This is a genomic window from Pseudomonas sp. NMI542_15 (assembly GCF_021283425.1).
Classification (GTDB): Bacteria; Pseudomonadota; Gammaproteobacteria; order Pseudomonadales; family Pseudomonadaceae; genus Aquipseudomonas; species Aquipseudomonas fortuita.
In genome coordinates, this window is the sequence record NZ_JAJSRO010000002.1 from 1 (window position 1) to 18024 (window position 18024).

17 protein-coding genes and 2 pseudogenes are annotated in these 18024 nt (G+C 58.6%); 12 read left to right on the plus strand and 7 right to left on the minus strand.

The window, feature by feature from the left end; all coding sequences use genetic code 11:
• The 3 genes and pseudogenes from LU684_RS03235 to LU684_RS03245 form a co-directional block, all read left to right on the plus strand.
• Positions 1–936 (plus strand): zinc-binding dehydrogenase (locus LU684_RS03235; RefSeq protein ID WP_232894145.1); only part of this gene is annotated, 936 nt, incomplete at its 5' end.
• Positions 937–955: 19 nt separating this feature from the next.
• On the plus strand, positions 956–2281 hold the full coding sequence (locus LU684_RS03240) for an SDR family oxidoreductase (RefSeq protein ID WP_016486367.1): 1326 nt from the start codon (positions 956–958) through the stop codon (positions 2279–2281).
• A gap of 401 nt (positions 2282–2682) precedes the next feature.
• A pseudogene (locus LU684_RS03245) lies at positions 2683–2877 on the plus strand (general stress protein); the annotation flags it as partial.
• A gap of 59 nt (positions 2878–2936) precedes the next feature.
• Here the strand turns inward: LU684_RS03245 and LU684_RS03250 are convergent.
• Positions 2937–4280, minus strand: a complete 1344-nt coding sequence (locus LU684_RS03250; protein ID WP_054888266.1) for a cation:proton antiporter — start codon at positions 4278–4280, stop codon at positions 2937–2939.
• Positions 4281–4444: 164 nt separating this feature from the next.
• Here LU684_RS03250 and LU684_RS03255 point away from each other — a divergent pair, with 164 nt between their 5' ends.
• Positions 4445–4861, plus strand: a complete 417-nt coding sequence (locus tag LU684_RS03255) for a low affinity iron permease family protein (protein WP_016486364.1) — start codon at positions 4445–4447, stop codon at positions 4859–4861.
• Between the two features lie 65 nt (positions 4862–4926).
• Here the strand turns inward: LU684_RS03255 and LU684_RS03260 are convergent.
• The 3 genes and pseudogenes from LU684_RS03260 to LU684_RS03270 form a co-directional block, all read right to left on the minus strand.
• Positions 4927–5151, minus strand: a pseudogene (locus LU684_RS03260) (DUF2188 domain-containing protein).
• Between the two features lie 16 nt (positions 5152–5167).
• Positions 5168–5326, minus strand: a complete 159-nt coding sequence (locus LU684_RS03265; RefSeq protein WP_016486362.1) for a hypothetical protein — start codon at positions 5324–5326, stop codon at positions 5168–5170.
• A 264-nt stretch (positions 5327–5590) separates the two neighbouring features.
• Positions 5591–6115, minus strand: a complete 525-nt coding sequence (locus LU684_RS03270; RefSeq protein WP_232894146.1) for a hypothetical protein — start codon at positions 6113–6115, stop codon at positions 5591–5593.
• Positions 6116–6311: 196 nt separating this feature from the next.
• On the opposite strand from LU684_RS03270, the gene LU684_RS03275 reads away from it, so the two are divergent.
• Positions 6312–7169 carry a glucose 1-dehydrogenase gene (locus tag LU684_RS03275; protein ID WP_016486360.1) on the plus strand — a complete coding sequence of 286 codons (858 nt, stop codon included), beginning with the start codon at positions 6312–6314 and terminating at the stop codon, positions 7167–7169.
• A gap of 52 nt (positions 7170–7221) precedes the next feature.
• On the opposite strand, the gene LU684_RS03280 is transcribed toward LU684_RS03275, so the two are convergent.
• Positions 7222–7383, minus strand: coding sequence for a hypothetical protein (locus LU684_RS03280; protein ID WP_016486359.1), 162 nt, complete (start codon positions 7381–7383; stop codon positions 7222–7224).
• Between the two features lie 153 nt (positions 7384–7536).
• Between LU684_RS03280 and LU684_RS03285 the strand changes: the two genes are divergently transcribed.
• The 4 genes from LU684_RS03285 to LU684_RS03300 all read left to right on the plus strand — a co-directional run bounded on the left by LU684_RS03285 (position 7537) and on the right by LU684_RS03300 (position 10946).
• Complete coding sequence (locus LU684_RS03285; protein WP_054888265.1) at positions 7537–8040, plus strand: CinA family protein; 504 nt, start codon at positions 7537–7539, stop codon at positions 8038–8040.
• A 65-nt stretch (positions 8041–8105) separates the two neighbouring features.
• A complete protein-coding gene (locus LU684_RS03290; RefSeq protein ID WP_016486357.1) occupies positions 8106–8558 on the plus strand; it encodes a hypothetical protein in 453 nt (150 codons plus the stop codon).
• A 9-nt stretch (positions 8559–8567) separates the two neighbouring features.
• A complete protein-coding gene (locus tag LU684_RS03295; protein WP_054888264.1) occupies positions 8568–9011 on the plus strand; it encodes a DUF421 domain-containing protein in 444 nt (147 codons plus the stop codon).
• Positions 9012–9191: 180 nt separating this feature from the next.
• A complete protein-coding gene (locus LU684_RS03300; RefSeq protein WP_024717778.1) occupies positions 9192–10946 on the plus strand; it encodes a glycoside hydrolase family 15 protein in 1755 nt (584 codons plus the stop codon).
• Between the two features lie 181 nt (positions 10947–11127).
• On the opposite strand, the gene LU684_RS03305 is transcribed toward LU684_RS03300, so the two are convergent.
• Positions 11128–12267: a glutathione-independent formaldehyde dehydrogenase gene (locus LU684_RS03305; RefSeq protein WP_016486354.1), complete on the minus strand. Its 1140-nt coding sequence runs from the start codon at positions 12265–12267 to the stop codon at positions 11128–11130.
• Positions 12268–12650: 383 nt separating this feature from the next.
• On the opposite strand from LU684_RS03305, the gene LU684_RS03310 reads away from it, so the two are divergent.
• The 3 genes from LU684_RS03310 to LU684_RS03320 all read left to right on the plus strand — a co-directional run bounded on the left by LU684_RS03310 (position 12651) and on the right by LU684_RS03320 (position 17645).
• Positions 12651–13592: a chromate resistance protein ChrB domain-containing protein gene (locus LU684_RS03310; protein ID WP_145914299.1), complete on the plus strand. Its 942-nt coding sequence runs from the start codon at positions 12651–12653 to the stop codon at positions 13590–13592.
• Positions 13585–14955 carry a chromate efflux transporter gene (gene chrA / locus LU684_RS03315; RefSeq protein WP_016486352.1) on the plus strand — a complete coding sequence of 457 codons (1371 nt, stop codon included), beginning with the start codon at positions 13585–13587 and terminating at the stop codon, positions 14953–14955. The genes LU684_RS03310 and chrA overlap by 8 nt, the downstream gene beginning before the upstream one ends.
• 140 nt (positions 14956–15095) lie before the next feature.
• Positions 15096–17645, plus strand: coding sequence for a bifunctional diguanylate cyclase/phosphodiesterase (locus LU684_RS03320; protein WP_054888262.1), 2550 nt, complete (start codon positions 15096–15098; stop codon positions 17643–17645).
• Here the strand turns inward: LU684_RS03320 and LU684_RS03325 are convergent.
• The gene (locus tag LU684_RS03325; RefSeq protein ID WP_080641019.1) at positions 17634–17963 is read right to left on the minus strand and encodes a hypothetical protein; all 330 of its coding nucleotides are present in this window, start codon (positions 17961–17963) and stop codon (positions 17634–17636) included. The genes LU684_RS03320 and LU684_RS03325 overlap by 12 nt on opposite strands.
• Between the last annotated feature and the right edge of the window lie 61 nt (positions 17964–18024).

The window sequence follows — 18024 nt, forward strand, 5'->3', positions numbered from 1 at the left end:
TTCGATGGTCAAGTGGGTGTAGTGAGTAGTCATGCAGCACCTTACCTCGGGTGTTGCACTTGGTCACTGAGACCGCCCATTCCCCCAGGCGCAGCGCTGTTCGGGTACAGCCATCTCTATGGCGGTATTCCTGGTGGCCAGGCTGACTACGTCAGGGTTCCCAAGGGCAACGTCGGCCCGTTCAAAGTGCCCACCGAGCTGGGCGATGACAAGGTACTGTTCCTCTCGGATATTCTTCCAACCGCTTGGCAGGCGGTCATCAATGCCGAGATTGGCCAGGGTTCATCGATAGCCATCTACGGCGCCGGGCCAGTCGGCTTGCTGAGCGCCGCCTGTGCGCGAATGCTCGGGGCTCAGACCATCTTCATGGTCGATGACAACGATTACCGCCTGGCCTACGCCCGAGAGGCCTACGGCGTCATACCGATCAACTTCGAGCAGGACGACGACCCCGCAGACAGCATCATCCGCCAGACGCCAGGCATGCGCGGCGTCGATGCAGTGATCGATGCGGTCGGTTTCGAGGCCAAAGGCAGCACTGCCGAAACGGTGATGACGGCGCTGAAGATCGAAGGCAGCAGTGGCAAGGCGCTGCGCCAGAGCATTGCTGCAGTGCGTCGCGGCGGCGTTGTCAGTGTCCCGGGGGTGTACGCCGGCTTCATCCACGCCTTCATGTTCGGCGATGCCTTCGACAAGGGACTCACCTTCAAAATGGGCCAGACCCATGTCCAGAAATACTTGCCCGAACTGCTGCAGCACATCGAAGCAGGGCGCCTGAAACCAGAGCTGATCGTCACCCACCGCCTGGCCCTCGAAGAAGCGGCCATGGGCTACAAGATGTTCGATCAGAAAGAGGATAACTGCCGCAAGGTGATCCTGGTGCCAGGCGCGGCAGCGGGCACCTTGGGCCCTTCCGACGAGCACAGCAAAGGCTGACCCTACAGGAGGCTGTCAGATGATCGATCAAGCGACAGGCATGAAATCCGGCGAACGCTATCGCGTGGAAAACGTGGAGCGGGCACATCAGTTTCCAGGCTTCTTTCAAGACGGGAAGTATTACCTCGGCCCTGAGCTTCTCACCGCCGTGGGCTGGCTCGAAGGTACGCGCTTCATCTACGACAGCCTGGATGCCGCAGGTGAGCCCGTATTTCCAAACCGGGAGGCAGGCACGATCGAAGGGCTGACATTGACCCTGGTCGATGGTACCTCCCTTGAGCTCTCGCAGATCGAGGCCAGCGACACCATTGCCCACCTTGACCCCGCCGCTTCGGGTGCGGAACGAGAAGCACCTGACCGTGGCGCTACGCTCAAAGGGCCTCTGGGCGGCAAGGTTGTGGTCATCACCGGCGCATCCAGCGGTATAGGCCGGGCCGCCGCGCATGCCTTTGCGTGCAAAGGTGCTCGCCTGGTACTCGCAGCACGCGACGAAGAGGCGTTGTTCGACGTCCTGGATGAATGCACCGATTGTGGTACGGATGCCATAGCTATCATGACCGATGTCACCCACAGCGATCAGGTTCAAGCGCTGGCTGCTCAGGCCGCAGACTTTGGCCATGGACGAATCGATATCTGGGTCAACAATGCCGGGGTCGGCGCGGTCGGCAAGTTTGAAGAAACGCCGTTGGAGGCACACGAGCAGGTCATCCAGACAGATCTGATCGGATATCTGCGAGGCGCCTACGTCGCACTTCCCTTCTTCAAGGCACAGGGCAGCGGCATTCTCATCAACACGCTGTCGCTGGGCAGCTGGATGGCCCAACCCTATGCCGCCGCTTATTCGGCGAGCAAGTTCGGCTTGCGTGGACTGACCGAGGCATTGCGAGGCGAGTTGACTGAATATCCCGACATCCATGTCTGCGATATCTATCCAGCAGTCATGGACACACCAGGCTTCCGAGACGGCGGCAACTACACCGGACATACACTGAGACCGCCAGGCCCCGTATACGATCCCGAGAGGGTGGCAAAGGCTATGGTGGCCTGCGCAATCTCGCCTCGGGCTCACACCACCGTTGGCGCCGCAGCGCGCATCGCGCATTTGGCCAGCTACCTGATACCAGGGCTGCCTCTGTTGTCAGGGAAGCTGACGCGCTGGGGGATAAATCGCAGCCCCACAGCCGAAGCATCATCAGGCAACCTTTTTGAGCCTCCAAGTGGCAGGAGGGGTATCGTCGGAGGCTGGAGGGAGGCAAACGACAAGACGCCGCTGCTGATCGGCGCAGCGGCACTGGGAATCCTTGTGGGTTATACACTCACACACTCACGACGCAGGGATAGCTAGCGGGAGCTCTACTTACAGAGGAATGAGCGTGGTTTCATTGCGAAATCACGTTCGATCCCTACTCTGCTGACGAGCTCGTGCGATTAACCGGGTGATAGCCTTCCCCTGCTACCGCTCTCAGGGATTCAGTATAGCGTGTCAGCGGCGTCGATGCGCCCAGAAGGTCGCTTAACCACGCCGGCCTGGCTGGAAGGTCGGCGCCAAGCTTGATCCTTCCCAAATGTTCGCGAGCAAAGCTTAATGACGCCACACACACTTGCACCGGTTCTTTCGCGCAACCCGTCGGCCTCGGCGAAAAAACACGAAGTAAACACCCCGCGCCCTGACGTCCGAGTTGAACACAGACTTTCCTGTGTGACGACATGAGGTGAAAGATCATGGCTAACAACCAAACCAACCGTGGCAATCAAGGTGGTACTGCTCAGAACAATCCTGGCAATTTTGCCAATGATCGCGAGAAAGCGTCAGAGGCAGGTCGCAAAGGCGGGCAGAGTTCAGGCGGCAATTTTGCCAACGACCGTGAGCGTGCCTCCGAGGCAGGCCGTAAAGGCGGGCAAAACAGCCACGGCGGCGGACGCGGTAGCGAAAATCGCTAACTGCGGGTGATACAGTGCCAGGGCAATAGCTGCCCTGGCACTTTTCTGTTGAACAGCCATCAGGAAACCCTCTCCTTCCACGCTTCGTATCTGGCAAGGAGCGGCTGGACACTCAACCCATGCAGCAGAATGCTCAACGCCACCACTGACAGCACCAGGTTGATGCTCTGCTCGGCCAAGGTGGGAAGCAGCCCATGATTGAGGGCATAGAACAAGTAATAGAAGCTGCCGATACCTCGAATGCCAAACCACCCTAAAAGCCCGCGCTGGCGGATATCCAGCATTCCTCGAGCCGGGAACAGCAGGATGCTGATGGGGCGAATGACAAAAAACAAAGCGCTGGCAACCAGCACTGCCCGCCAGTCCCAATGCTCAATGAGCACTACCCCGAGCAGGGTCACCAGAAACACTTCCATTGCCCGTTCGATCATGCTTCCGAAAGCCAGCATGTCACCCAACATGATCCCCGCTGCTACCTGCGAGTCGTCGAGCCCTTTCACATCGCCTTTGACGGCTAGCTCCGGCGCCACGTGCTGGTGACCAACCACAGGCTGTACCAGATGTTCAGCAGCCGGCCCTTCTGGGCTATTGGCGGTCTTGACCTCCGCCTGCCGTAAACCGAGGCCCGCAGCGAACACCGCGAGGAACCCATAGGCCTGTATCGACTCGGCGCTCACGTACGTCAACGCAATCAGGGCAAGGGCCAGATAGTCATCGGGCGAGACAGTGCTGTCGTCGTTGCGCAGACGCAAGAACAGCGTGAGTTTGCCCAGGCCGCGCCCCATCCAGTAGCCAAGCAAGAGGCCTGCGGTTACTGCCCACAGCATGTCCTTGAGCAACCAGTCACTGAACCAAGGCTGGCCAGTGTCCAGTTGCAGGAACAGTCCAAGCATGACGAAGGGAAACGCCACGCCGTCGTTGAGCCCTGCCTCACCCGACAAGCTGAAGCGGACAAGATCATCGTCCTGGGCATCAACCACCTGCACCAGGGTTGCGAGCACGGGGTCAGTGGGTGCGAGTATCGCCCCGATCAATAGCGAGACTCCCCACCCCAAGCTGAGGCCGTAATGCAGCACCAGCGTTACCCCACCGATGCAGATCAACATCACCGGCCCCGCTAGAAAAAAGGCGCTGCACCAACGGCGGTTGTGCAAGGGCAGGCGCAATTTCAAGCCACTGAAGAACAGCGAGAACAACACCGCGACCTCTGTGAGGTGCTCCATCCACCCGCTCGACTTGCTCAAGTCCAGTTGAAGAAAACCCAGCCCCGATGTACCCAGCCCGATACCCAGGGCAAGGCACACTACGGATGAGGTCACAGGGATCCAGCGCAAATAGGAGGATGAGAGTGCGAGCAGCAGCAAGACTGCGCCCAGCATGGCGAACCAGACGATGAAGGTCATGTGCGCAGAAGCCTTGGGAAGATTTCGAGTATTTTTTTGACGTTCCAGGACGCCACGTCGTTCCGCTGCGCTTAGTGGTTAACCCGATACCTGGGGTAAATGTAAAAAAAGATTTCAGCGCGCCGCTGCGGTCAAACCCTATAGATCGCAATGGAGATGACGTCATGAAATTCGCCCAGTTCTGCCAATGGCTCGCCAACCACGCCGGTAAGCCGAGCACCTTTTTGATCGCCGTGGTGTTGATTGCCATGTGGGCTGCCTCTGGGCCCTGGTTTCACTACAACGATACCTGGCAACTGATCGTCAACACGTCGACCACCATCATCACATTCCTGATGGTTTTCCTGATTCAGAACACCCAGAACCGGGATAACGACATCATCCACGTGAAGCTCGCCGAACTGATCCGCGCTACAAAATCTGCGGAGCAGTCAGTATTGGATCTCGAAGCGCTCGATAACCGGGAAATCCATCAACTTCGTAAGGCGTATCAGGCGATGGGCAGCGAATGCGCTCCTCACCACCAGGCTCCTCGTGAGAAGCGTGATGATGAAGCTGCTCGAGATAACCAGCAGCGCTAGCCACCATCTAAACACGCCCTGGGCATCTGTGACCTCAATGCCGAGGTCACAGGCAGTTATAGTCTTCAACCTTTGCTACGGCGCGGGTCAGCTGAACGTGGGTAGGTGCGTTCCTCCTCGAGCGTGCCGTCCGCCTTGTGAATCTACACGGACGCCGCCTTGCCCTCGAAGAAATCTGCCAGGACACTGACGAGCTCCTGCTTCGTGGCGGCTCGTTTCGAGGCTCGCTCAGCACCGGCTTTCTTCAATTCCCAGCCATCCGAAGTCGGGCTGAGGTGATAATTGTCCATCGGCTGGTTCTCCTCTCTAAAGGGATTGGCCATCGTCCTGAATGTCTTCTTCAGCCTCCGCTGCATCCGTGGCATCAGCGTCATTCAGTGGCGGCGACGTGGGCTTTTCCGGATCGTTGATGAAGGGTACGTCGCTTGGGCCTTTCTCTTCAGAGCCTTCGGTTTTAGGCTGCATGGCAACACCTCCAGCACGTTGATGGAATGCAGGTCTCAGGCCCCTTAGGTAGCACCGACCACCAGAATTCCCTCCCTGGTCATGCGTTATTGAGCAAACCAGGGAACAAATAATTCCATCGAAATGGCAGGTGGTAAGCCACTGCGTATAGACGGCGCGCCGGGGCTATTCGTCCTGCCCGCCACGGCCCACGGGCATTGAGGAGCTCGGTCAGTAATCCCTCAGTCTTCAAAACGTTACCTCCATGTTTTCACGCAAACGTGTTCAGGCCAGCTGGATGTATACCGAGTAGCTACCCAATAGCACCCAGAACACCAGAAAGATCCACGGCGTCCGTAGCGAGAACAGCAATGACTTTCGATGCCCGGCACGCGAGGTTTCCGCCTCGCAGAACAGCGGCGATTCGTCGTAAGCCAGTCCCATCAATGGCTCGCTGCGCAGCAAATGACTTTGTTTGAGCTGCCAGTGATCGATGATGTTGTACGCCGCGCGGATGCCAGGCCAGGCGTTGAGCGAGCTCAATACCCCGAGCAAGGCAAGGAACGCCGGTACGATCAGGGTGAACATCTCGCCCCATCCTTGATTGAGGTTGCCCATGGAGGAGACGAAGGCGATGACCAGGAATGACTGCGCCGCCAGGTAGGCGTCCGTGCGGTTGGCGAGGATGCTGGTTTCGTACTGGATTTCCCGCCCGTAAAAATCCAGACGCTCCTTGGGAGAGCCAAACATCCTGGCATTGTGTTCGCTGATCTCGTGCTCAGGGGTCGTAGGGGTAATGATTCGAGGCACTCGCTGCTCCGGGAGTAGGGCTCCGAGCTACGGGATGAGCCTGGAGCTGAATTCGGTAGAACAGGCGATGGGGCATGGAATTCAATTGAATTGATAGCCCGCACCGCTCGTCGTACCAACCGCAGATTGAAACCAACACACACAGGCCAGGCCTTTCGAACCGGTATGACCGTTCTCAACTGCAGGAGCTTTTACCATGCGAGACTTCCCTACCCCGCCCTTCCCTTCACAGCCACAAAATGTCCCCGGCTCACAGCGCAAGATGGAGCCCTACCCGGATTGTGGTGAGCAGTCGTATACCGGCCACAATCGACTCGAAGGCAAGATTGCACTCATCACCGGAGCCGACAGCGGCATCGGGCGGGCAGTAGCGATTGCCTACGCCCGTGAAGGAGCCGACGTCGCCATCGCTTATCTGAATGAGCATGACGACGCGCAAGAAACCGCACGCTGCGTCGAGGCCGCAGGCCGTCAATGCCTTCTGTTGCCCGGAGACCTGGCGCATAAACAGCACTGCTACGACATCGTTGAAAAGACCGTCAGCCAGTTCGGGCGTATCGACATCCTGGTCAACAACGCGGCGTTCCAGATGTCCCACGAGACCCTGGAGGAAATTGACGATGACGAATGGGTCAAGACCTTCGATACCAACATCACCGCCATCTTCCGTATTTGCCAGGCGGCACTGCCTTCCATGCCCAAGGGTAGTTCGATCATCAACACGAGCTCGGTCAATTCCGACGATCCATCCCCCAGCCTGCTTGCCTATGCCACGACCAAGGGGGCCATTGCCAACTTCACTGCGGGCCTTGCTCAGCTGCTAGGCAAGAAAGGTATTCGGGTCAACAGCGTCGCGCCAGGCCCTATCTGGACGCCTTTGATTCCGGCCACCATGCCGGACGAGGCCGTCAAGAACTTTGGTTCCAGCTACCCGATGGGGCGCCCCGGTCAACCGGTGGAGGTCGCGCCGATCTACGTGCTGCTGGGCTCCGACGAGGCCAGTTACATCAGTGGCTCACGTTACGCAGTGACGGGTGGCAAACCGATCCTCTAGCCAAAAGAGGCTCGCCGTGCTGGCGAGCCTCACCCCCTTTAGCGTGGCAGTTTCAGCGTTTGTGCTGATCGTGATCACGGGCCGTTTTTTGCGCTGTCGAGTCATGGGATGTGCCGGTGGACCCATCCGGACGATGGGCATCGTTATCTCGCTCCTCTTCGCCGGGCGGCCTCGTCTGCGCGGCGTCCTCTTGCCTGTTGCTCTGTTTCTTCATCTTGCGCTCCTGTCCTTTGCCTTTGAACAAGGGAAGCCAAAGCACGGGCAAAGTTCATGTCAGGTTCACTTCTCGAGATAGCCGGGCAGTAGATGAGATGAACCAAACACACCAGGATCGCGTCCACCGCAAAACAAGCGAGTCGACGCTGGAATGGAAAACGACCCTGTACTGGCCACTCTCGGCTATCTCAAAAACAACAAACTGGTTCTGAGCACAGCAGAATCATGCACTGCAGGCTGCCTTGTGGCGTTGTTGGCGGCGATACCGGGTACCGGAGAGGTGCTGGAAAGCGGCTATGTCGTCTACTCGCCCAGCGCCAAGAAACGCCTGCTGGGGGTCAGCGCCGAAACCATCGAGCGATACGGCCTGACCAGCGAAGCAGTAGCCCGGGAAATGGCCTTGGGCGCCTTGCGAGACAGCGATGCCAATGTGGTGATCGCCACCACCGGGGTAGCCGGGCCGGCGCCCGAGTCCGGGATACCACCGGGGACGATGTGCTTTGCGTGGGCTTTTGCCGGCGACCCCGTTGCCGTTTTCACGCGCACTCAACGTTTCTTCGGCGAGCGGTCTGAGGTCATGCGCCAAGGCGCGCTGTTCGGGTTGACCCGGCTTTCCCACTATCACCAGCGCTGGTTACGCGGCGAGCGCGCCTGAGGGCTGTGATCATGTCGGAAGATGAACTGCTATCCAGGCGTCATCCTGTTCAAGAAGACATGCCGATGCAGCAGCGTGTCTGGCGCTTCGAGCGCGTGGGATGGTATGTGCTTGTGGCCATCGTACTGCTTGCCTTGGCAGGCCTGTTCGGTAATGGCCCGTTGAGCGATGCCGAGGTGGTCAGCCAGGATGGCCGGGTACGGGTTGAGTATCAACGCCTCAGCCGAAGCGGCACGACAGACAGCCTTTTCATCACCGTTCAGGGTATTCCTGGTCAGCCGGTGGAGCTGCAACTCGAGGGATCATTGCTCCGTGACGCCAGCATCGAGACGTTACAACCGGAGCCGCAACGTTCGATGTCGCATGGCCAGGCCATGCTGTTCCAGCTGGGTACCAAGCACGATGGGGTCGCCACCCTGTACCTGACCCTACGAAGTGAGCACGTGGGGACTCTGGAGTGCAGCGTCAAGGCTGGCCCTGAAAGCGCCGTTCACTTCTCCACATTCCTTTACCCCTAGGAGTGCGTCATGGACTCGATCCTCCGCGCAGCCGGAATGTACGTCGCCCTCATGCTGCTGTTTCGCGTGGCCGGGCGGCGCTCGCTGGCCGATTTGACGACCTTCGACTTCGTGTTGTTGCTGATCATCGGGGAAGCCACCCAGCAGGCGCTTCTGGGTGACGATTTTTCATTCACCAATGCCATGCTGGTGATTGCCACGCTGATCGTTCTGGACGTCGGCCTTTCACTCGCGAAGCTGAACTCCAGGCCCTTGGCCAGGTTTCTGGATGGGCACGCTACCTTGGTTGTCGAGAATGGGCGCTTTCTGCATCACCGCATGCGTCGGGCACGCCTCACGGAGGACGATATCCTTGAATCAGCGCGGGACAGCCAAGGCATCGAGAGGATTGAGCAGGTGAAGTTCGCTATCGTCGAACGCAACGGAAAGATTTCGATCATTCCTGCCGAGTAAGGCACGGGGCCGCTCCTCGCTCATCCCGAATTGCCCCCGATTGCTCAGTACTCAATTCAGACGAACCAGACGCCAGGTAGCCATGTCGGAAGCAGAACACATGATCTGGTAGGCATACCGATGGAAAGAGAACCGGCAGAAGTCCAACAGGGCAAACCTCAGCGAGATGAGGATGGATGGTTGCCCCTGGAGCAGTATGGTGCGCTCGGGGATGGACGTTCCGTGGCACTGATTGGACTGGACGGTTCCATCGACTGGTGGTGTGTGCCGCACATGGATTCACCCCCCCTGTTCGACAAGTTGCTGGCCCCTCAGACTGGAGGCTTCTTTGCCATCACCCCTAGCGAGCCATTCGTTGCTGAGCGCCGCTACCTGGCAGACAGCAACGTCCTTGAGACAATTTTCATTACCCGTCAGGGTCGTGCCCGGCTGACGGAATCCTTGAACAGTGGCCCTGCTGGACGCCTGCCTTGGGCCGAACTTGCCAGACGCATCGAAGGTATCGAGGGTAAAGTCGATTTCGTGATAGCTATCGACTTCGGAACCCAGGCCGACACGGTAAGCCCCTACGTGGCGCCGAATGACAATGCCTGCGTTTTTCATGCGGGCCGAATACTCGGCATGTTCCTGCACGACCATCATGTGCACATCGAACGCAAAGACGACATGGGCGTCCGTGCTGTCCTTAGCCTTGCAGCAGGACAACGCTCAGTGGTCGCAATCATCGCAGGACGAGATGAGCCCTTGGTGGTACCCCCATTGGCCCTGATCGATGAACGCATCGACGGCTCGCATCGGGAGTGGTGCCAATGGTCGAAGGGGTTGGTCTATGACGGCCCGTACCAGACCCAAGTAGTCCGCAATACGCTGGCCCTCAAGCTTCTGCTGTCCTCTCCAAGTGGGTCGATCATGGCGGCAGCGACCTCATCCCTTCCCGAACGGATTGGCGGCAGCAAGAACTACGATTACCGCTTCGCCTGGATACGCGATGCCGGCTACACCATCGAAGCGTTTCTGGGTATCGGCGCGCAGCCGGAAGCCAAAGCTGCGTTCACTTGGCTACTGCGCCGGTTGGATGAACATGGGCCACGGGTGTTTTATACCCTGGACGGTGCTATCGGTGATTGCGTGCGCCCCGTCGATCTGCCTGGCTACAAGAACTCCCCGCCAGTCGTCGGCAATGATGCCCGCGACCAACTCCAACACGGCGTCTTCGGCGATATCTTCGAAACAGCGCGCTGCTTCATCGACAGCGGCAACATTCTTGATTCTCCGAGCGCAATGCTCCTCTCAGACCTTGCCGACCAATGCGCCGACTGTTGGCGTCAGCAGGACGCCGGTATCTGGGAGTTACCGGAAAAGCAGCACTACACGATGTCCAAGATCAGTTGCTGGCAAGCCTTGAGCCGGGCCATCGAACTGGCAGATGGTGGCCACCTTCCCACCACCTGCCGGGAACGCTGGGATCGCGAGCGGCAGCGCATCCAGGCATGGATCGAGGCGCACTGCTGGAGCGAAGAACGCCAGGCGTACCTGTTCTATCCAGACAGCGACCGACTTGACGCTTCACTGGCACTGGCTGTCAGGTTCGGTTACCCCAGTAAAGAACGTATGGGCAGCACACTGGAAGCCATTGATCATGATCTTAGGGCCGGAGCTTTCCATTATCGCTACACCGATGCAGAGGAAGAGGAAGGTTGCTTCCTGGCCTGCACATTCTGGTTGATCGAAGCCTGGGCCATTCTGGGTAACCAGGATCGCGCCGTAGCCGCCTATGCAGATGCTTTGAAAGGGCTATCACACGGGGTAGGCATCTACTCGGAGATGATCGATGCGCAGACTGGGCAATATCTGGGCAACCTTCCGCAGGGCCTGACTCACCTGGCAGCCCTCAAGGCTGCAATGGCTATCGGGGGCTGCCATCCTGAACGATGACGCCAGACATCATCTGCGTTGAACCGTCTCGCTTGCGCCATGAATCTGCGAGGATGGCGGAAGAACACACAACTGGAAATTGCCGGGTGATAACGCACTGACAAGCCGGTGAGGGTTGCTTCTAATACATGCAGGTTGCCCTTCTCACCAAACTTCCGTCCTTGGAAGCAGTGAGAGCGGATCACGCCGCAGGCTTGAGCACCACTTTCGTCCAGCCATCATCCCGCGCATCGAAGTGCTTGTAGGCATCTGGGCCTTCAGCAAGCTTCAAACGATGAGAGATAATCTGGGAAGGCTTGGCACGCCCATGCTGGATGAGCTCTGCAAGACGACGGTTGTAGGCCTTCACGTTCGCCTGACCTGTGCGGATCTGCTGGCCCTTGAACCAGAACGCACCGAAATCGAAGGCCATCTTGCCCTCTTTCGCCAAGTCGTTCTTCGCACCAGGGTCTTCAGGCACGAACACGCCTACTACGCCAATGCCACCGGTAGCCTTGGTGGAAGCGACCAGGTTGTTCATGGTGAGGTAGTTCGCTTCATGGCCATGCTTGTCGCAGCACTGGTAGCCCACGCACTCACAGCCCCGGTCGGTGCCTTTGCCGTGGGTAAGGTTCATGATCTCTTCGACTGCTTTTTGCTCGACTGCATTGATTGGGGTTGCCCCCAGCTGCGCGGCAAGTTGCAGCCGATCCGGTTGGTTGTCGATGACGAACACCTGAGACGCGCCTTTGATGATTGCCGAATGGGCCGCCATCAGGCCGACAGGCCCCGCGCCGTAAATCGCAATGCTCTCACCCGGAAGCAGGCCGGCCAGTTCTGTTGCATGCCAACCGGTGGGAAAAATATCCGAGAGCATGACGTAGTCGTCTTCACGCTCCTGGGCGTCCTCCGGCAGTATCAAGCAGTTGAAGTCCGCATAAGGCACACGCAGCAGCTCAGCCTGCCCGCCCTGATAAGGGCCCATGTCGGCAAAACCGTAAGCGGCGCCCGCAGCACCAGGGTTCGCTGTAAGGCAAAACCCAGTGAGGCCTTTTTCACAGTTCTCACAGAACCCACAGCCGATATTGAAAGGTAGGCAGACCCGATCACCGACCTTGACCCGGTCGACCCCTGCCCCAACCTCGATGACCTCACCGAGATTTTCGTGGCCAAACACTCTCCCGGCTTCAAATGAGGTGCGGCCTTCGTACATGTGCAAATCAGAACCGCAGATGTTGGTCGTCGTGATGCGTACCAGCACATCCGTAGGCTTTTCGATTTTTGCGTCCGGCACATCCTTGACCGCTACGTCACGTGGGCCGTTGTACACGATTGCTTTCATGTTGAACTCCCTGAAAGTGAGGGGCGACAGAAAAGTTGCCCTACCCTGTTCAGGCGTTCACTCAGGTTTGAGTGTTCAATGCGTCACGTCTTGAGCCGGATCAGTGGCGCTAATCAACGTTGCTACGGGCGTTGCAAACACGCTTAGACTGTCAAGCCCAGAGGCAGGACAGCCTCGCAACCTCACCCCACGCCGGTCGGGCCATCGAGAACTTGCCTCACCCTGCGCGCAAGCAATGAACACGTGCGGGCGCTTGCGGCCGATGAGCGCGTCACGCGCATTCATGAAGATATTGACCAACGCCACTTCCGCCTGTGTTGGATTGCTTTTCTGTGGGTCTTGCATAATGTAAATAGATAAACATTTTATGTTGAGATCTCTACATGCTTGATTGGTCGCTTTTGATCCTTGGTTTGCCCACGGCGAACGCTACCGAGCGAATGCGCGCTTGGAGAACCCTGAAGGCCTCTGGTGCGGCAGTTTTACGGGATGGCGTATACCTGCTGCCTGAAAAAAGCGTGGGCCGTGAAGCGTTTCAAGCCGTGCAGCGAGATGTGCTGGCCATCAACGGCACGGCATTTCTGCTGTCGCTGTCTGAGCGCGAGGAGCGTTTCAGCGGGCTATTCGACAGAAGCGATGAGTACGAAAAGCTGCTGGAGGAAATTGCAGGCTGGCGGGCTGACCTGTCCCCGGATAATGCACTGCAGATAGCCCGGCAGGTGCGCAAGCTCAGGAAGGCTTTCGGTCAGTTGGCGGCGATCGACTTCTTCCCAGGCGTGCTCAAGGCACAAGCCGATTTGGCCCTGCAGGCGCTTGAGACCTCGATTAGCCGTGCACTGTCCCCCGATGAGCCGAGGGCACACGATGAGGCCATCAGCCAGCTGGAACGCAGCGAATACCAAGGTCGCCGATGGGCAACGCGAAAGCGCCCATGGGTAGACCGGTTGGCATGTGCCTGGCTGATCCGTCGCTTCATCGATCCCGACGCCCGATTCATTTGGCTGGACAGTCCAGGTGACTGCCCAAGCGATGCGCTCGGCTTCGATTTTGATGGGGCCATGTTCAGCCACGTCGGCCACCGTGTTTCCTTCGAAACCCTCATTGAGAGCTTTGCCGTTCAGCAGCCAGGCTTGGCACGCCTGGCAGGTGTTATCCACTACCTGGATGTTGGGGGATACCAACCTTCCGAAGCACCCGGTATCGAGCGTGTCCTCGCCGGCCTGAGAGAGAGCATTGGCGATGACGATCAACTGACAATGGTCGCCGGAGGCATCTTTGATGGCCTGCTGACGGCTTTCGCGATTGAGGAAACCCCAAATGGCTGAGACCACCTCTGCAGTGAGCAAGCAGCCGCCATCGCAAGCGACTCTGCAGCCGATTAGCCTCTATGAAGCCTTCCTGTTCTGGCTCAAATTGGGCTTCATCAGTTTTGGCGGGCCCGCCGGGCAGATCTCGATCATGCACCAGGAGCTGGTTGAGCGCCGGCGGTGGATCAGCGAGAAGCGGTTTCTGCACGCGCTGAACTACTGCATGTTGCTGCCTGGCCCTGAAGCTCAGCAGCTGGCCACTTACATCGGCTGGCTGATGCACCGCACATGGGGCGGGGTAATTGCCGGCGCGTTGTTCGTGCTACCTTCGCTGTTCATCCTGATCGGTTTGTCGTGGGTCTACGTCGCTTTTGGCGAAGTACCGGTAGTCGCAGGGATTTTCTATGGCATCAAGCCGGCGGTGACGGCGATTGTCCTCCACGCAGCCCACCGGATTGGCTCGCGAGCCCTGAAGAATGCTTGGCTGTGGGCCATGGCCGGCGCCTCGTTCGTGGCGATCTTCGCCCTCAACGTGCCGTTCCCGCTGATCGTGCTGGTGGCTGCCATCATCGGCTACGTGGGTGGTCGCTTCGCCCCAGGCAAATTCGTGATCGGTGGCGGTCATGGGGGCGCGAAGAACAGCTATGGCCCTGCCCTGATCGATGACGATACCCCAACACCCGAACATGCCCGTTTCAGCTTGAGGCATCTGGTATGCCTGCTGCTGATAGGTGCTGGGCTCTGGGTCCTGCCCCTGGGACTTCTGTCACTGTCGTTTGGCTGGGACGGCACCCTGACGCAGATGGGCTGGTTCTTCACGAAGGCCGCACTGATGACTTTTGGCGGTGCATATGCGGTATTGCCCTATGTCTACCAAGGCGCTGTAGGGCACTACGGGTGGCTGACACCCACCCAGATGATCGATGGTCTCGCCTTGGGAGAAACCACACCGGGGCCACTGATCATGGTGGTCGCCTTCGTCGGCTTCGTCGGTGGCTACGTCAATCCGATGTTCGGGAGCGAACACCCATTCCTTGCTGGCGCCGTCGCGGCGAGCCTCGTCACCTGGTTCACCTTTTTGCCGTCTTTCTTGTTCATTCTCATCGGTGGGCCATTGGTAGAGTCGACCCACAACGCGATCAAATTTACCGCACCGCTGACAGGGATCACGGCCGCAGTAGTGGGCGTGATCCTGAACCTCGCCCTGTTCTTCGGCTACCACGTGCTCTGGCCGAAAGGCTTTGGTGGAGCGCTTGACTGGCCATGCGCGGCTATTGCGGCTGCAGCTGCGATTGCTTTGTTCCGCTTCAAGCGGGGCGTGATCGAAGTGCTGTTCGCTTGCGCCCTGGCCGGCCTGGCAGTTCACCTGTGGCGGGCATGAAACCAGTGGATGTGCCAAGCAATGCTGCCAGTGTCGGTCGATCAACCACGCCTTTCGCCCACCACCGGTCGTCAGCGCCATTGACCTCCAAGCCGGCTCCCCGGTCAACCCTTGGAGACCTCGACCGCGACGGTGAACCAATGGACGTGCTTGCTGACAATGAAATGTCGACCCGTAGTCATGTGGTGGGGCAACTCATCCTGGTGTTCTCCCTGATCTTGTTGTTAGCCCTGTTGCTGGGGCTGTTTTCCCTCTACCGCCTCGCCGAGGCGCTCGATGTTCAACAAATGGAGCAAAGCCGTTTCCATGCTGATTCGGCCATCAACCAACTGCAGAGGAACGACAGGACGTTTCTGCTGACCCACGCCGATTGGCAGGCCGCCTACGATCACCTGGGGAGACAGGTCGACGCGCATTGGGCATACATCGAGGATAATGTAGGAGCCACGCTCTTCACCTCCGATGGGTACGAGGGGGTATACGTGCTCGATGATGACGGTACCCGGTACGCCATGCTGGAAGGTCAGCTCAGCGAGCGGGGGCTTGAGCAGCTAACCGACAGTACTGGCAAGATCTTGCACCTTGCTCGCCAAGCCGCGCAGCATGACCAGGCGACTTCGGGATACATCATGTTTCGTGGCCTGCCATCGTTGTACAGCGCTGCACTGATACGTCCACAGGCCCAACCCCACCACCTGCCGGAACCTACGGCGGTGATGGTATTCATTCGTGTTCTTTCGCCTAAGCTGCTGTGGGAACTGGGCAAGTCGGCGGGGTTGTCCGGCGTGGCTGTAAGCGATTCGACCGAGCAGCGTAAAGGGCGCGGTGCTCTTGCACTCGAAGGCATCGGTCGCGCCCTTACCTGGGATTTACCGCAGCCTGGTTCCCAATTGATCAAGACAGTCATCACGCCCCTCGCTATCGCTGTGCTCCTGATTGCGCTGACCATTGCCTTGTTTGCACGCTATGCGATGCGGGCCAGCACCAGGATCGATCGTAGCCACCGTGCGCTTGAGATCTCCAGAGCTGCCCTGCAATCGAGTGAAGAACGCTTCAAGGCCGTGGCCGAAGCCGCGTCGGACTGGATCTGGGAAACCGATGTGCTCCTGAGACTAACCTACCTGTCGGACCGGTTTAGCGAACTGACCGGGCATCCTGTCGACGTATGGCGACAGCGCCCGATTACCGAGCTGCTGTCGTGTGATACCAGCCATCTCCAGACCTGGCTTCATAGTCTGGCTGCGACAGGCTCTTCCGGTACCCTACGCTGCCAGTACCAGGATCATCTTGGCCAACAGCGTATTTGCACAATCGCTTCCCGCGCAATCGTGGATCAGAGCGTCTGTACCGGATTTCGTGGCACTTGCAGCGACATCACCGACGAAGTAGCCGCACATGCCCACATTCAGCACCTCTCCTTGCACGACGCCCTTACCGGGCTGCCGAATCGCAACAAGCTGTTCCGGTTCCTCGAACAAACCATTACCGGCACTGGCCCCCTCCAGGTAGCACTGCTGATACTGGATCTTGATAATTTCAAGCCGATCAACGACAGCCTGGGGCATCCGGCCGGCGATGCGGTGTTGCTCGAGGTGGCCGGCCGCCTAAGTCAGGTTACTCGCGAGAGTGACCTTGTCGCCCGCCTGGGAGGCGACGAGTTCATCGTCGTAGTGACACGGCCAGGGGATCACAAGGACATGGACCGATTCTGCATCCGCTTGATCGAAGCAATCAGGCGACCCATGCAAGTCGAGGGGCATAGTGTTCAAGTGGGTGTGAGTCTTGGTGTCGTGATGTCGGCCGAGTATCCCGGTACGCCAACCGATTTGATCCGCTACGCTGACGTGGCCCTTTACAGCGCCAAGCAGGCGGGCAAAAACACCTGGCGCTTTTTTTCGGCGCAACTGAATGCAGCATTGATGGACAAGCGTGTGCTGGAAAGCGAACTACGCGACGGCATACCACGTGGCGAGCTTGTGCTGCATTTCCAGCCGCGCTTCAAGGTCGACGGGGTCTCGCTCGCCTCGGCTGAGGCCCTCGTGAGGTGGCAACACCCACGCCTGGGTCTGCTGCGCCCGGATCGGTTCATCCCGCTGGCCGAAGAGTCAGACCTGATCGTGTTGCTTGGCAACTGGGTGTTGCAGGAAGCCTGCGATAAAGCCCGCGGCTGGCCGCAGGCAGTGATGGTGTCGGTAAACATGTCGCCGGCCCAGTTCAGCCGCAGCGATGTCGTTCGCGACGTCGGAGACGCATTGCGCACCACCGGCCTGCCGGCCCATCGCCTGGAACTGGAAATTACTGAAAACGTCATGCTCAATGACGTTGAAGGCGCTCTGCATACCATGCAGGCACTGAAGGAGCTAGGCGTGCGCCTGAACATGGACGACTTCGGGACCGGTTACTCCTCTCTGGGTTACCTACGTACCTACCCGTTCGACAGCATCAAGATCGACAAGCGCTTCGTCCAGCATCTGGGCAAGAGCGGCAGTGACCGTAGCGTGGTCCAGGCCATCATCAATCTTGGCAACGCAATGGGTATGACGGTAACTGCCGAAGGTGTCGAGACCGCTGAGCAACTGGCCCTCCTTAGCGATGACCAATGCCATGAAGTGCAAGGTTTCCTGCTCAGCAAACCGCTGGAAAACGAAGCGCTGATAGGGATGATGAGAGAGCAGTTATCATACCCCTGATTCAGGGTCGCTAGCCGGTACTCCAGGGGAGCGCTGGTTTTCCTTGTCATTGCCAAGGCCGGGACTGGAACCCGGACCATCAGGTTTGGGCGGGTCGTCAGGTATCTGAGCCCCTTCGTTCAGTTGAGCATCCCGGGGCATACCCAATCCACTGTTCGCACCGCCAGGATCTGGATGCTCACTGGATACTGAGTTGTTTGCATCCACGTCGTCCATCTGTTCTTCGATGGGTGACTCATCATCTGGCGGCAGTGGTACCTCAACCGCTTTGGTCCCGGGACCGAGGGATGGTTCATCTTCGTTTGCATCAATGTCCATGTCCTTTCTCCGTTCAGAGGCAGATGGTATCTGCACCTAAACGTGAGAAGCGGGCGTGGCT

Coding starts and splice junctions, on each gene's coding strand:
- LU684_RS03290 (WP_016486357.1), top strand. CDS start 8,106: ATGCAGCAGCGTGTCTGGCGCTTCGAGCGCGTGGGATGGTATGTGCTT.
- LU684_RS03295 (WP_054888264.1), top strand. CDS start 8,568: ATGGACTCGATCCTCCGCGCAGCCGGAATGTACGTCGCCCTCATGCTG.
- chrA (WP_016486352.1), top strand. CDS start 13,585: ATGGCTGAGACCACCTCTGCAGTGAGCAAGCAGCCGCCATCGCAAGCG.
- LU684_RS03250 (WP_054888266.1), bottom strand. CDS start 4,280: ATGACCTTCATCGTCTGGTTCGCCATGCTGGGCGCAGTCTTGCTGCTG.
- LU684_RS03310 (WP_145914299.1), top strand. CDS start 12,651: ATGCTTGATTGGTCGCTTTTGATCCTTGGTTTGCCCACGGCGAACGCT.
- LU684_RS03320 (WP_054888262.1), top strand. CDS start 15,096: ATGGACGTGCTTGCTGACAATGAAATGTCGACCCGTAGTCATGTGGTG.
- LU684_RS03275 (WP_016486360.1), top strand. CDS start 6,312: ATGCGAGACTTCCCTACCCCGCCCTTCCCTTCACAGCCACAAAATGTC.
- LU684_RS03255 (WP_016486364.1), top strand. CDS start 4,445: ATGAAATTCGCCCAGTTCTGCCAATGGCTCGCCAACCACGCCGGTAAG.
- LU684_RS03305 (WP_016486354.1), bottom strand. CDS start 12,267: ATGAAAGCAATCGTGTACAACGGCCCACGTGACGTAGCGGTCAAGGAT.
- LU684_RS03265 (WP_016486362.1), bottom strand. CDS start 5,326: ATGCAGCCTAAAACCGAAGGCTCTGAAGAGAAAGGCCCAAGCGACGTA.
- LU684_RS03285 (WP_054888265.1), top strand. CDS start 7,537: ATGGAAAACGACCCTGTACTGGCCACTCTCGGCTATCTCAAAAACAAC.
- LU684_RS03240 (WP_016486367.1), top strand. CDS start 956: ATGATCGATCAAGCGACAGGCATGAAATCCGGCGAACGCTATCGCGTG.
- LU684_RS03280 (WP_016486359.1), bottom strand. CDS start 7,383: ATGAAGAAACAGAGCAACAGGCAAGAGGACGCCGCGCAGACGAGGCCG.
- LU684_RS03325 (WP_080641019.1), bottom strand. CDS start 17,963: ATGGACATTGATGCAAACGAAGATGAACCATCCCTCGGTCCCGGGACC.